Origin of the sequence: Streptomyces sp. CHD11 (assembly GCF_018638295.1) — a bacterium.
Classification (GTDB): domain Bacteria; phylum Actinomycetota; class Actinomycetes; order Streptomycetales; family Streptomycetaceae; genus Streptomyces.
In genome coordinates this window covers 13,723-27,278 of sequence record NZ_JABTTS010000014.1, presented here as the reverse complement: position 1 = coordinate 27,278, position 13,556 = coordinate 13,723, and the positions used below count along the sequence as shown (strand labels likewise).

Genomic DNA, 13,556 nt, shown 5'->3' with positions numbered 1-13,556 from the left:
CGGGCAGGCCCCGTGCTCACGCCTCCGGCGCTGTCGTCGCGCGGGCGATCAGCAGGGCCACGTCATCGAAGTTGTCGGGTTCGTGCAGGGTGCGCAGGAGCAGGTCGCAAACCTGTTCCAGGGAGTGGCCGGGCCGGTCCAGCAGGGTGAGCAGCCGGTCGAGGCGCTCGTCCAGGGGGTGCCGGCGGGTCTCGACGAGACCGTCGGTGTAGAACACCAGCCGGTCGCCCGGCTCCACCTCGACGGTGGTCGTGGAGAACGCGACCCCGCCGACGCCCAGCGGCACCCCGGTGGGCAGATCGAGGAGTACGGGCGGGTGGCCGGCCCGTACCCGGGCGGGCGGCAGATGGCCGGCGTTGGCGATGACGCAGCTACGCTCGCGCGGATCGTGGACGGCGTAGACGCAGGTGGCGAAGGCCTGGTCCAGCCCGCAGGTGATCCGGTCCAGGTGTTCCAGGAGCACGGCCGGGTCCAGGCCGAGGGAGGCCAGGGTGTGGGTCGCGGTGCGCAGCCGGCCCATGGTGGCCGCGGCGGGGATGCCGCTGCCCATCACGTCCCCCACGACGAGGGCCGTCCGGTCGTCCCCCAGCGGGATCACGTCGAACCAGTCACCTCCGACCTCGCTGGTGGTACCGGCCGGCTGGTAGCGGGAGGCGACCTCGAGCCCGCCCGTGATGGACGGATGGCTCGGCAGCAGACTGCGCTGCAGGGTGAGGGCGGTGTCGCGGGCGTTCTGGTACCAGCGGGCGTTGTCGATCTGTACGGCCGCCCGGGAGGCCAGCTCCCGCGCCAGCAGAAGGTCGTCCTCGTCGAAGGCGCGGGGGGTCCGGGTGCGGGTGAGGTCGAGGGCGCCGAGCACCTCCCCGCGCGCGATCAGCGGCACGGCGAGGTACGAGTGGACCCCCGCCTGCGCGAGCAGGGCCGCCGCCTCCGGGGAGCGGGCGATCCGGGCGAGATCCTCGTCCTTCACCCGCGGCACCATCACGGGCAGTCCGGTGCGGACGCACTCGGTGACCAGCCGGTCCGGCGCGTACCGGGTCACCGTGCCCGGCGGGTCGGCGGCCGGCAGCACCCCGGCCGTGTCCACCGAGCGCACCGCCAGCGCCCGCATCACCGCCGGCTCGGTGGGGCCGAGGGCGCTGCGGCGGCCGCGTACCACGGCGTCCAGCAGATCCACCGCGGCCGCGTCGGCCAGTTCCGGCACGGCGACGTCGGCGAGTTCGGCGGCCGTACGGTGGAGGTCCAGCGTGGTGCCGATCCGGGCCGAGGCGTCGGCGATCACCGCGAGCCGCCGCCGCGCTCGCTCGGCCTCGGCGTTCGCCCGGTACTGCTCGGTGATGTCCACCACCGAGATCGCCACACCCAGCACCGTCCCGAGCGAGTTCTCCAGCCGGTACAGGGAGACGGACCAGGCGTGGTCCTCGTCCGGATCGGCCGGGGTGCGGCCGGTCGTGAACCGGTCGATCACGGGGCGGCCGGTGTCCAGGACATGATGCGCGGCTGTCTCGATCGTGTCCGCTTCCAGCTGCGGCAGCACCTCCCGCATGGTCCGGCCCAGGTGCTGTTCGGCCGGGATACCGTTGATCTGCTCCAGTGCCGGGTTCACCGAGACGTACCGCAGCCCGATGTCGAGGACGGCCAGGCCGATGGGGGACTGGGCGACGATCCGGGTGGACAGGGCCACGTCCTGCTCCAGCCGGCGCACGGTCGACTGGTCCACCGCGAGGCCGAGCGCGTACACGTCCCCCCGGGTGTCCAGCAGCCGCATATTGCGGAATTCCACCAGTCGGGTGTCGCCGTCCTTGCGCCGGATCGGGAAGGCACCGGCCCAGCTCACGCCGGTGCGCATGACATCGGCGAACAGTCTTGCGACGAGGTCCAGATGTTCCTCGTGCACCATGAACCGGGCGGCGTACTGGCCCAGCGCCTCCCGCGCGCTGTACCCGAACACCTCCTCGGCCTGCGGGCTCCACAGCACGACCCGCCCCTCGGTGTCCAGGACCACCGAGGCCACCCGCAGCACGTCGAGCAGGCCGCTGGGACGCACCGCGCCGCGTGCCGGTCCGTCCCCGCCGGTCTGGGGTGACCCCGCTGCACTCATCCCGCGCCCCGCCTTCGCCGATTGCCGCCGGCCCGCCGTCACTGTGCCGACCCCCCTCGTTCTACCGCGCGCGGGGGCGGTTTCCCGCCGCTCCCGCCGTTCGTTTCCAGCTTCTCCCACCTCCGGGGCGGACGCTCCGTGAGACGGCCGCCGCCGAGGCGGTCCGCGGGTAGTGCTCCCCCGTGCGTGGTGCTTTGCTGAGTGAGGGGTGGGGCGGGGTGGCCACGAGAGGAGCGATCACCATGAGCAACCGGCAACCGCACCCGGAGTCCGTCTCGGTCGAGATCAGCGGATGCAGCAAGGACGATGCCCGGATCGTCTTCGACACGCTGTGCGCGTGTTTCTCGTCCGACCGGTGCTCGGACGACGTACCCGAGGAGGTCCACGAGACACGGCCCACGGTGTGGCTCGGCACGTTCGACGTCGCCGACGCGCACGAGAGCGGAGTCCGCCCGGCCCGCCTGTCGTCGTCGGTCGACGCCGACGTGCACGGCGGCTACTGGGCGATCGACCGGTTCCGCACCACGCTCGACTCCTTGTTCACGGTGCACGACCTGACCCTGGTCCCCGGGGACCAGGAGAGGGAACTGCATGTCCGTCTCGAAAGCGGGTGAACCCCTGGCGCTCCCTGTGCCCTCCGTCACGGCCTTTCTGCAACTAGTTGCATAAGCCGGTGCGCGTGCCTTACAACTACAGGCACGACACCGCGCACGGAGGGCCCGATGAGCCGTTACCCGCACCTGCTGACCCCCCTCGACCTGGGCTTCACCACCCTGCCCAACCGGGTCCTCATGGGCTCCATGCACGTCGGCCTGGAGGAGGCCGAGGGAGGTTTCGCCCGTATGGCCGAGTTCTACGCCGCCCGTGCCCGCGGCGGTGTGGGCCTCATCGTCACCGGCGGTATCGCCCCCAACGACGAGGGACGGCCCTACGAGGGCGGCGCCAGGCTCACCACCGAGGCCGAGGCGGACCAGCACCGGGTCGTCACCGCCGCCGTGCACCGCGAGGGCGGACGCATCGCGATGCAGATCCTGCACTTCGGCCGTTACGCCTACCACCGGGACCTGGTCGCCCCCAGCCCCCTCCAGGCGCCGATCAGCCCCTTCGCGCCCCGCGAACTCACCGGCGCGGACGTCGAACGCACCATCGACGACTACGTCCGCGCCGCCCGTCTCGCCCGGCGGGCCGGCTACGACGGCGTCGAGATCATGGGCTCCGAGGGCTACCTGATCAACGAGTTCATCGCCCGGGGGACCAACCACCGCACCGACCGCTGGGGCGGCTCCTACGAGAACCGGATGCGCTTCCCCGTGGAGATCGTCCGCCGGGTGCGCGAGGCGGTCGGTGAGGACTTCATCGTCATCTACCGGCTCTCCATGCTCGACCTCGTGCCCGGCGGCTCCACCCTGGACGAGGTGATCACCCTCGCAGGGGCGGTCGAGGCCGCCGGGGCCACGATCATCAACACCGGCATCGGCTGGCACGAGGCCCGCATCCCCACCATCGCGACCTCGGTGCCGCGCGGCGCCTACACCTGGGTGACCAAACGGCTCATGGGCGAGGTGTCGGTCCCCCTCGTCACCACCAACCGCATCAACACCCCGGAACTCGCCGAGCAGCTGCTAGCCGAAGGCACCGCCGACATGGTGTCGATGGCCCGCCCGATGCTCGCCGACCCCGACTTCGTCGCCAAGGCCGCGGACGGCCGCCCCGAGGCGATCAACACCTGCATCGGCTGCAACCAGGCCTGCCTCGACCACACCTTCAGCGGGCAGATCACCTCCTGCCTGGTCAATCCGCGTGCCTGCCACGAGACCGAGCTGGTCCTGTCCCCGACCCGCCGCCGCAAGCGGGTCGCGGTCGTCGGCGCCGGACCGGCCGGCCTCGCCTGCGCGGTGAGCGCCGCCGAACGCGGCCACGACGTCACCCTGTTCGACTCCGGCAGCGAGATCGGCGGACAGCTCAACGTCGCCCGCAAGGTTCCCGGCAAGCAGGAGTTCGACGAGACCCTGCGCTACTTCCGCACCCGGCTCGCCGAACTGGCCGTCGACATACGCCTGGACATCCGTGTCACCGAGGACGACGTGTCGGGACACGACGAGATCGTCGTCGCCACCGGCGTGAGCCCGCGCCTCCCGGACATCCCCGGCATCGACCACCCGAGTGTCCTGGGCTACCTCGACGTGCTGCGCGACGGTGCCCCCGTCGGCGACCGGGTGGCGATCCTCGGCGCGGGCGGCATCGGCTTCGACGTCGCCGAGTTCCTCACCGACGGCGGTGACAAGGCGCACGAGGACCCCGAGACCTACTTCCGTCAGTGGGGCGTCGACCTCGACTACCGTGCCCCCGGCGGTCTCACCGCGCCCGAGCGCCCCGCTCCGCCGCGCACCGTCCACCTGCTGCAGCGCAAGACGTCCAAGGTCGGCGCGGGGCTCGGCAGGACGACCGGCTGGATCCACCGCACCGAGCTCAGGCACCGGGGCGTCACCATGGTCCCGGGGGTGCGCTACGACCGGATCGACGATGCCGGACTGCACCTCACCGTCGACGGCGAGGGCACCGTCCTGGAGGTCGACACGATCGTCCTGTGCACCGGGCAGGAGCCGCGCCGCGACCTGTACGAGACCCTGCTCGCCGCCGGCCGTCCGGTGCATCTGATCGGCGGCGCCGACGTGGCCGCCGAGCTGGACGCCAAGCGCGCCATCAAGCAGGGCACGGAGCTGGCGGCGGCGTTGTAGGGGCGGCGCGGACCGTCCCTAGGATGAGCCCATGTCACTCCCGCACGCGATCCTCACCGCCCTGCTCGAGAAGCCGTCGGCGGGGCTGGAGCTGACCCGCCGGTTCGACCGGTCGATCGGCTACTTCTGGTCCGCGACACACCAGCAGATCTATCGCGAGCTGGGAAAACTGGAGGCGCGGGGATTGATCAGGACCCTCCCCTCCGAGCAGCCGGCCCGGGGGCAGAAGAAGGTGTACGAGGTACTGCCCGCGGGCCGGGAGGAACTGGTCCGCTGGACCGCGGCGTCCCAGGATCCGCGGCCGCTCCGCGATGTGATGCTGCTGCGGCTGAGGGCGGCGGCCGTCGTCGGCACCGAGGGCCTTCAGGCCGATCTGCTGCGCCACCGGGAACTGCACGGCCGGCAGCTGGAGACGTACCGGGAGATCGAGCGGCGCGACTTCCCGCCCGGCAAGGACGGGCCGCAGGACCGGCTGCGGCATCTGGTGCTGCGGGCCGGCATCGACCTGGAGACGTTCTGGACCCAGTGGCTCGACCACGCGCTGTCGGAGTTCGACCGGCTGCCGCAGGCGGAGGAGCCGGAGCGGCCCGGCGCACGGAAGGCATGACCGCCGGACCGCGGGGGTGGGCCGGCGCCGGCTGCCCGACCGGAGCGCGTCGGACGTGATGGCGGCCGGCGCCGGGTCTGGGTCCGGGCGTGCGGGCCGCACCCGGCCGGCCGGGTGCGGCCGTCGGCGTCCACGCGGCGGTACCGGCCGCACCGCTCGCCGCTCACCCGCGCCTGCGGGAACCCGCCGGCTTCCTCCGGCCCGGTCCGCCGGACAGGCCTAGAGGTGGCTCGCCCGGTTGCGCCGGCGCAGGTACCAGGCCGTGGCGAGGAGTCCGGTGCCGACCAGGGAGCCGCCGGCCACCAGTGTCACCGTGCCGTAGTCGGTCGAGCCGCCGCCGAGGCCGCCCATCACCCCCCGGGAGGGCGAGGCGGAGGGGGTGGCCGACGGGCTGGACACCGGGGACACGACGACGGCCTGGGTGCCCGCGGTGCTGCCGTTGGCACACACCACGACCACCGTGTAGGTGCCCGAGCCGACGTTCGACCAGGCGGCGGACTGGCCCGCGGCCGTCCCCGAGAGCGCCACCTGGCGCCCTTGCGAAGGGCTTGTCTGACCGCTGCTGAGCAGCGAGGCGGTGCCCCAGTGGCCGTTGATCTGGCTGCACGCGCTGGTGGTGACCGAGACGGTCGTCCCGGTGGTGCTGACGGAGATCCCGGCCGCGGCGGCCGGTCCGGCCAGGGCCAGGGCGAGCGCGGCGGCCGCCGCGGCCGGTCCGGAGCGGAGCAGTGGCTTCGAGATGCGCATGTGGACTGCCTTCCGGCGGCACGGCCGGCGGTACATCCCTTGCGCCGCCGAGGTCGGGGAGCGCCCGTGCTGCCACGGAGCCAGCCAACGGGCAGCGCGGCCGGAGCGCACTCCGGCCGCGGCCGGGCAGGTGACGGCCGTCCCTTCCGCGGAGTCCCCGGGGCACCGTCTCAGCGCCGCCCGCCCGTCGTCACCGTGCGCTCGGCGGAGAAGCCGCCCCAGGTCCCGTCCGGCAGCAGCGCGCGGATCCGCACCCGATGGCTGACTCCCGGCTCCCGGCCCAGGTAGAAGCGGTAGGCCGCCCGGTCGCGCGGTGGGTCACCGCCGTAGACCAGCGAGGTGGCCGCACGGCCGTCCAGCCACACCTCGTACTCGGTGACCACCCCGTCCACACGCGGCGGCACCCAGTCGAGGGCGAGGTGGTGGGCGCCGCCGGATTCCGCGCTCGTGGCGCGGAAGGCGGTCGGCGCGGTGGCGGCAGGGCCGGGGCCGGCGCCGCCCGCGGTGGTGAGGCGGACGGTCGCGCCGGGCGGGGAGAGACTGCCGGCCGCGTCCCGGGCCCGGACGGTGAAGGCGTAACGGGTGCCCGGCCGCAGTCCCGTGAGCACGGTGGACGTCTGGTTCCCGCCCACACTGTGGATCTTCTTCCCGCCCTGGTGGATGTCGTACGACACCACGTCCCGGTCGTCCGTCGAGGCGGCCCACGACAGCTGGGCCGCCCGGCTCCCGGCCGCCCGGCCGCGCGGCTCGGCCGGACGGGTGGGCGGGGAGTCGTCGGCCGTGACCGCCCCGGGTGTCGTCGCCCGTACCGCCCGGCTGGGCGGACCCAGCCGTCCGTCCGCGTCCCGGGCCCGCACCGTGAAGACATGCGTGGTCGCGGGCCGGAGCCTGGCGACGTCAGCCATGTGTGCGGAACCCGGCACTTCCTTGACCCTGGTGGTGCCCCGGTACACCTCGTAGCGGCTCACCCGCGCATCGACGGCGGCGACCGCGTTCCACATGACATGCACGCTGGTGGCGCTGCCCGCCTCGGCCGTGACACCGGTGGGGGCCCCGGGCGGCCGCTCGCCCGCCCCGTCGTCCGATCCGCCCCACCGGCAGGAAGCGACCAGCAGGAGCGCCCCGCAGAGCGCGAGGAGGCGATGCCGGGACACGGCTGGGTGAACGCCACGCACGATTCTGCCTCCCGGGTGGGGCACGGGACCGGTCCGATATTGGTCCGTACCAATATGCCGCTCCTGACGCGTCCCCATCAAGAGGGTGGGAGGTGCGGTGTCGTGTCGCGGTGTGGGTGCCGCGCGTCCGCTCGGGTCGAAGGTGCCGCGGCTGCGCTGGTGTTCGGCCCGTGGCGGGGGTGCCGCGGTCGTGGACGCGGTGCCGGGACGCGGGCGACCGGGCGGCGGGAGCCGGTACGGCCCGGGCTCCGGCCCTCGTCGCGGTCGCTGGTGCGTTCGTGCGTCGTCCGGCCTCGCCGGGACTCGTCACACCATCATATTCGGGAGAAATAGTGCAAAGTGCCCGAATGTGTGCGTCAGTGTCCCCGACGAGAGGCCTTCCTGATCGTGTCCCGTGTCCGGTCGCTCACTCTGGCCATGGCCGGTGTAGCCCTGCTCGCCCCCTCCGCGCCACCCGCCGCCGCACCCCAGCCCCGCGCGGAACCGGCCGCACGGCGCGCGCACCCCGCCGCGGTACCGCACGCGAGGCCCGTCACCCCGCGGTACGCGGACCCCGCCACGCCGAGGCGTGCCGCGGACCCCGCCGCGGCACGGCACTCCAGGCCCGCCGCCGAACGGAGCGCGGACCCCGTCAGCGCCGCCGACCTGCTGGGCAGGGTGCGCGCGTGCACGCCCGTCTCCCGCGGCCGCTACCGCACGGACCACGGCGCCCGGTCCACCGTCCCGGTGTGCGGCACCCGCGACGCCGTGTTCTGGAAGGCCGATATGGACATCGACTGCGACGGCCGCCCCGGCCGCCACTGCAACGCCCGTACCGACCCCCATTTCTCCGCCTCCACCGCCTTCGCCCAGTCCGACGGCCGTCCGCTGAGCGCGGAGGAACTGCCCTACGTCGTGGTGCCGGCCCCCAGCGCCGCCTGGGACTACCGGTCCCACGGTGTGCGCGGCGGTTCCGTCGCGGCGGTGGTCTACCGCGACCGGGTGCGCTACGCGGTCGTCGGCGACACCGGCCCCCGGGACATCATCGGTGAGGCGTCCTACGCCGCGGCCGAGTCGCTGGGCATCGACCCCGACCCACGGGCCGGCGGCACCCCCTCGGGGGTCACCTACATCGTGTTCAAGGACAGCGAGGTGACCCCCGTCGAGGACCACGAGAGCGCGGTCACCAAGGGGAAACGGCTGGCCCGGGAGTTCGTGGACGGCGACGGCTGACCACGCGGCCGGGCGTCAGCGCGTCCCCCTCACACCTTGCGGTAGGCGTACGCCTCCCCGGCCGCAGCCTCCACGGCGGACAGGTCCGCCCCCGTGGACGCCGTGACCACCGCCGCCACCGCCCCTTCGACGAACGGCGCGTCCACCAGCCGGGTGCTCGCGGGGAGTTCGTCCCCCTCGGCCAGCAGCGCCTTCACGGTGAGCACGGCGCTGCCCAGATCGGTGAGCACGGCGACCCCGGCCCCGCGGTCGACGGACGCGGCCGCCGCGGAGATCAGCTCGGCACTGGTGCCGAAGCCGCCGCCCTCGGTGCCGCCCGCCGGGGCCACGGGAACCGTGTCGCCGGCGCCCGCCAGTCCCTTCGCCAGCTCTGCCACCGACTCGGCCACCGCCGCGCTGTGCGACACCAGGACGATGCCCACCGGCTTCGCGTCACTCACCGCCGGCCTCCGCGTCCGCCGCCGCGTCGGCCAGCGCGGCGATCAGCAGCGCCGCCGACGTGGCCCCGGGGTCCTGGTGGCCGATGCTGCGCTCGCCCAGATAGCTGGCCCGGCCCTTGCGGGCGAGCAGCGGCGTCGTGGCGACGGCTCCCTCCTCGGCCGCGTCACGGGCCGCGGTGAAGGAGTCGCCGAGCGCGTCCACCGCCGGCACCAGCGCGTCGATCATCGTCTTGTCGCCCGGCGCGGCGCCGCCGAGCCGCATCACCGCCTCCGTTCCGGCACGCAGCGCCTCGGCCAGCTGCCGCTGGTCCACCTCGGCGGCGTCACCGAGGGTCTTCCCCGTACGGCGCAGCAGGGTGCCGTACAGCGGGCCCGACGCGCCGCCGACCGTCGAGATGAGCAGGCGCCCGGCCTGGGTCAGCACCGCTCCGGGGGTGGCGGGCGGCTCCTTGTCCAGCGCGTCCCGCACCGCCCGGAAACCGCGCTGGAGGTTGCTGCCGTGATCGGCGTCCCCGATGGGTGAGTCGAGAGTGGTGAGCCGTTCCGCCTCGTGTTCCACGGACGCGGCGGCGGCCGTCATCCAGCGGCGGAAGAAGTCGGCATCGAGCACGGGAACTCCTTGCGTGGTAGGTACTCCGGAACCGTTCACACCGCCGCCGCTCACATGCCCCAGCGCAGCCCCGCGGTACGCACCGGCGCGTCCCACAGCCGCAGCAGTTCCTCGTCGATCTGGCACAGGGTGACCGAGGCGCCCGCCATGTCGAGGGACGTGACGTAGTTGCCGACGAGGATCCTGGCCACGGGGACCCCGCGTTCGGCGAGTACGCGCTGTACCTCGGCGTTGAAGCCGTACAGCTCGAGCAGCGGGGTGGCGCCCATGCCGTTGACCAGAACCAGCACGGGGTTGCGCGGGGTGATGTCCGCCAGGATGGCGTCGACGGCCGCCTCGGCGATTTCCCCGGACGTCATCATCGGCCGCCGCTCGCGCCCCGGCTCCCCGTGGATGCCGATGCCCAGCTCCAGCTCCCCCTCGGGCAGGTCGAAGGTCGGTGTGCCCTTGGACGGGGTGGTGACGGCGCTCAGTGCCACACCGAAGCTGCGGGAGTTCTCGTTCACCTGCCGGGCGAGGGCCTCCACCCGCTCCAGCGGCAGTCCCTGTTCGGCCGCGGCGCCCGCGATCTTCTCCACGAACAGCGTCGCGCCGGTGCCCCTGCGGCCGGCCGTGTACAGGCTGTCGGTCACCGCCACATCATCGTTGACCAGTACCTTCCCGACCCGGATGCCCTCCTCCTCGGCCAGTTCCGCGGCCATGTCGAAGTTGAGCACGTCCCCGGTGTAGTTCTTCACGATGAAGAGCACCCCGGCCCCGCTGTCCACGGCGGCCGCGGCCCGCACCATCTGGTCGGGCACGGGCGAGGTGAACACCTCGCCGGGGCAGGCCGCCGAGAGCATCCCCGGCCCCACGAAACCGCCGTGCAGCGGCTCGTGCCCGGAACCCCCGCCCGACACCAGACCCACCTTCCCGGCCACGGGGGCGTCCTTGCGGACGATCACCCGGTTCTCCACATCCACCGACAGGTCCGGATGCGCCGCCGCCATTCCGCGCAACGCGTCCGCGACCACGGTCTCCGGCACGTTGATCAGCATCTTCATGGGTACCTCCTGGGGCTCCGGCAGGTGTGTCGGATCTGCCGGGTGGTGGGATGCGGGTCTCGGCTCAGGTCCTCCTGTCGGAAGTATCGGCCCTGTGGGAGCGAAGGTCACGTGCGCGGGCGCCCGGGCGTGCCCGGAGCCGGGGCGCGACGGCAACGGCACGGCAGGGCCTGCCACGGCCGACGCGCGTCACGGCGCGTCCGCCCGCCATGGCCTCATGGGAACGCCCGGGCAGGGCCCGGGCCGGAGTGCGTCCGTGACCACGCGGCCCCTACCGGCGGTTGCGGCGTCGGGCGACGAGCCGGCCGAGGAGCATGCCCACGAGGAGCGTGACCGTGAGGACGCACCACAGTGGCAGCGTGACGGTCGAGACCCACAGCCTGATGCTGACCGATTCCGTGTTGGCGGCGATGAACCAGACGGCCAGACCGGCGAGCAGCAGAAAGCCGATGGTGCGCAGCCTGACGTTCCGCCCCTTGACCGTCACGGTCGGCGGACCGTACGCGTGTTCGGTGTTCCGGACCATACGTCCTATTATCTGACCAGGTGCCCGCATTGGCGACTCCCCGACCTGAGGTCCCCGCCCCCGAGTGCGAGATCCACCACCACTCCCTCACGGGATGCCCCACGGGCACGGTGCGTCCCGTTCCGGCAGCCGGTTGACCGCGAAGGACCGTGAAGCCGCCGTGGCCGGCACTCCTGCCCCGGTCCTTCCGGACGGCCCCGGGCCGGAGCCCGGCTGCGGGAGTTCACGTCGTCGCGCTCCGCGAGGCGGGGGCAGGGCGCCGGGTCCGCCTCGCGCGTGCTTCCCGCGCGGAAGGGACGGCCGCGGCCCAGGTGTATTGACCCGGAGCGTTGTTCACGCGGTTGATCGGTGGGTGGCCGCCGAGTGCGGTGCGGCGTGGTGCGGGGACGGCTGGAGCGGTCGTGCAGCCCTTGCTCGCCTTCGGACCTCCAGCGGCGGACCCACTTGTGGGCCGTGACACGCGAGATGCCCATCTCCGCTGCGACGTGCGCGACAGGGCGGCCGGTGCGGACACGCTCGATGAGCAGCCGCCTGCCGTGAACGGTCAGCCGGGCATTACGGTGGGACACGAAGACCTCCGTGCGGTGCAGTCCTAGACAGCTCCACCACACCGGAGGTCTTCGCCATGTTCAAGCCCCGCCAGCGTTGACAACGCTCGTGATCAATACACCTAGGGCCTGCCGTCCCGCTGCGGTGCGCCGCCAGGGCGCTCGGTCCATTCGGCCACGGGTGACTTCAGGGCGCTCGACTCGGCCTTGAGGATGCGGGCCGACTTCCCCGCGGAGCGGACGACGTCCGGGAGCTTTCTGACGGCGAGGACGGCTACGACGACGACGAGGATGACGGCCAGCTCGCTCAGTCCGAACATGGATGTCCTGCTCCTTCTCCGGGGCCCGGCGGCACCTCTACATCACTGTAGAGTAAAGCTGGGCTCCCGTGTGCGGCGCGGGGATTCCGGGAGGGCGTCGCTACGATGACTGCCCGGGAAACCGGGGGTGCGGAAGGGAGTCAGGGCGTGACGGAGCAGCGGCAGGGAGCCCGGCGGCGGGGGCAGGGTGAGCTGGAGGCGCTGGTCCTGTCGGCACTGCGGGAGGCGGACGGCCCGGTGACGGCCGGCTGGGTGCAGGAACGCCTCGGCACGGATCTCGCCTATACGACCGTCATCACCATCCTGACCAGGCTGCTGGCCAAGGGCGCGGTCACCCGTCAGCGCGCGGGCCGGTCCTTCGTGTGGACGTCCGCGTCGGACCAGGCGGGCCTGGCCGCGCACAAGATGCGCAAGGTGCTGGACGCCGAGAGCGACCGGGAGGCCGTACTGGCCAGCTTCGTCACCGGCCTCGGACCGAACGACGAACGCCTCCTGCGGGAGCTGCTGGGCCGGCCGGGGAACGACGGGGAACTCTGAGCCGTCATGGGGGTGTTCGTCTTTCTGCCGCTGGTGCTGCCCCTGACCGCCTGGCCGATCGCGCGCCTCGCCGAGCATCACCTGCATCCGCGTACCGCGACCCGGCTGCTGACCGGGGTGGCCGCGGTGATGGCGGTCTGCAGCACGGTGTGCCTGGCCCTGGTGATGGTGGTCGGCACCGCCCAGCTGCCCGGTAACCCCCTGCCGGACGGCTGGTCGGACCCCGAGGTGCGCGCGGCCGTCCCGTACGACGAGATCGTCGGGAAGGCCGCGATCCCCGCGCTGTGCGCGGTCCTGCTGGCGTGCGGCCGGACGCTGTGGCGGCACGGCCGGGTGCGCCGCCGGGCCCACCGTGCGCTGGCCGGGCTGCGCGGGACCGGGGTGGCGGTCCTTTCCGACGGGGCGCCGTACGCGTACGCGCTGCCCGGCGGGCGACGGAGTCCGGGCCGGGTGGTGGTGACCACGGGGCTGCTCGGGCACCTCGGTCCGCCCGAGCGCCGCGCGCTGTTCGCGCACGAGCGGGCTCATCTCGCCGCCCGTCACCACCGCTTCCTTCTCGCGGTCCAGCTGGCCGCGCGGGCCAACCCGTTCCTGCGGCCGCTGCGGACCGCGGTGGCCTACACGGCCGAGCGGTGGGCGGACGAGGAGGCCGCGCAGACGGTCGGCAGCCGCCGCGTGGTGGCGCACGCGATCGGCAGGGCCGCCCTGGTGTCGCGGAGCACTCCGGTGCCGACCCTGGCCGGCCTCGCCGCGGCCGGGCCGGTTCCGCGCCGGGTGGCGGCCCTGCTCGGCCCCGCCCCGGCCGTGCGGCGCTGGCCCTCGCTGTTCACCCTGGTGGGGCTGGCGGCGTGGGGCGCCGCCGCGGGAGCCCTCACGTCCGCGATGTCGTCCGCGAACTCCGCCGTGACGATGGCCCTCATCCTGTACGCGGCCACACCCCTGTGAGCGGACG

13 protein-coding genes and 2 pseudogenes are annotated in these 13,556 nt (G+C 73.4%); 6 read left to right on the top strand and 9 right to left on the bottom strand.

Annotated elements, in window-relative coordinates:
* Positions 1–16: 16 nt before the first annotated feature.
* Positions 17–2,101, bottom strand: coding sequence for a SpoIIE family protein phosphatase (locus HTV45_RS16830; protein ID WP_215206607.1), 2,085 nt, complete (start codon positions 2,099–2,101; stop codon positions 17–19).
* A 242-nt stretch (positions 2,102–2,343) separates the two neighbouring features.
* Between HTV45_RS16830 and HTV45_RS16825 the strand changes: the two genes are divergently transcribed.
* From HTV45_RS16825 to HTV45_RS16815, 3 genes are all read left to right on the top strand, one after another.
* Positions 2,344–2,715 (top strand): hypothetical protein, encoded by a 372-nt coding sequence (locus HTV45_RS16825; protein WP_215206606.1) that lies wholly within the window; start codon positions 2,344–2,346, stop codon positions 2,713–2,715.
* 108 nt (positions 2,716–2,823) lie between these two features.
* Positions 2,824–4,839, top strand: a complete 2,016-nt coding sequence (locus tag HTV45_RS16820) for an FAD-dependent oxidoreductase (RefSeq protein WP_215206605.1) — start codon at positions 2,824–2,826, stop codon at positions 4,837–4,839.
* 31 nt (positions 4,840–4,870) lie between these two features.
* Entirely contained in the window at positions 4,871–5,446 is a 576-nt protein-coding gene (locus tag HTV45_RS16815) for a PadR family transcriptional regulator (RefSeq protein WP_215206604.1), read from the top strand.
* Between the two features lie 219 nt (positions 5,447–5,665).
* On the opposite strand, the gene HTV45_RS16810 is transcribed toward HTV45_RS16815, so the two are convergent.
* Positions 5,666–6,193, bottom strand: a complete 528-nt coding sequence (locus HTV45_RS16810; protein WP_215206603.1) for a hypothetical protein — start codon at positions 6,191–6,193, stop codon at positions 5,666–5,668.
* Between the two features lie 170 nt (positions 6,194–6,363).
* Complete coding sequence (locus tag HTV45_RS16805) at positions 6,364–7,347, bottom strand: fibronectin type III domain-containing protein (RefSeq protein WP_308309689.1); 984 nt, start codon at positions 7,345–7,347, stop codon at positions 6,364–6,366.
* 438 nt (positions 7,348–7,785) lie between these two features.
* Between HTV45_RS16805 and HTV45_RS16800 the strand changes: the two genes are divergently transcribed.
* The gene (locus HTV45_RS16800) at positions 7,786–8,580 is read left to right on the top strand and encodes a glycoside hydrolase family 75 protein (protein ID WP_215206601.1); all 795 of its coding nucleotides are present in this window, start codon (positions 7,786–7,788) and stop codon (positions 8,578–8,580) included.
* Positions 8,581–8,609: 29 nt separating this feature from the next.
* Here HTV45_RS16800 and HTV45_RS16795 read toward each other — a convergent pair whose 3' ends face one another.
* The 6 genes and pseudogenes from HTV45_RS16795 to HTV45_RS16770 all read right to left on the bottom strand — a co-directional run.
* Complete coding sequence (locus HTV45_RS16795; RefSeq protein ID WP_215206600.1) at positions 8,610–9,020, bottom strand: PTS-dependent dihydroxyacetone kinase phosphotransferase subunit DhaM; 411 nt, start codon at positions 9,018–9,020, stop codon at positions 8,610–8,612.
* Entirely contained in the window at positions 9,013–9,630 is a 618-nt protein-coding gene (gene dhaL / locus HTV45_RS16790) for a dihydroxyacetone kinase subunit DhaL (RefSeq protein WP_215206599.1), read from the bottom strand. The genes HTV45_RS16795 and dhaL overlap by 8 nt, the downstream gene beginning before the upstream one ends.
* Before the next feature lie 50 nt (positions 9,631–9,680).
* Positions 9,681–10,673: a dihydroxyacetone kinase subunit DhaK gene (gene dhaK, locus HTV45_RS16785; RefSeq protein WP_215206598.1), complete on the bottom strand. Its 993-nt coding sequence runs from the start codon at positions 10,671–10,673 to the stop codon at positions 9,681–9,683.
* 271 nt (positions 10,674–10,944) lie between these two features.
* Positions 10,945–11,199, bottom strand: coding sequence for a LapA family protein (locus HTV45_RS16780; RefSeq protein WP_215206597.1), 255 nt, complete (start codon positions 11,197–11,199; stop codon positions 10,945–10,947).
* 362 nt (positions 11,200–11,561) lie between these two features.
* Positions 11,562–11,768: pseudogene (locus HTV45_RS16775) on the bottom strand (leucine zipper domain-containing protein); the annotation flags it as partial.
* A gap of 164 nt (positions 11,769–11,932) precedes the next feature.
* Positions 11,933–12,067, bottom strand: a pseudogene (locus HTV45_RS16770) (twin-arginine translocase TatA/TatE family subunit); the annotation flags it as partial.
* 147 nt (positions 12,068–12,214) lie between these two features.
* Here HTV45_RS16770 and HTV45_RS16765 point away from each other — a divergent pair.
* Both HTV45_RS16765 and HTV45_RS16760 read left to right on the top strand, forming a co-directional pair.
* Positions 12,215–12,604, top strand: a complete 390-nt coding sequence (locus HTV45_RS16765; protein WP_215206595.1) for a BlaI/MecI/CopY family transcriptional regulator — start codon at positions 12,215–12,217, stop codon at positions 12,602–12,604.
* Between the two features lie 6 nt (positions 12,605–12,610).
* A complete protein-coding gene (locus HTV45_RS16760) occupies positions 12,611–13,549 on the top strand; it encodes a M56 family metallopeptidase (RefSeq protein ID WP_215206594.1) in 939 nt (312 codons plus the stop codon).
* Positions 13,550–13,556: the final 7 nt, after the last annotated feature.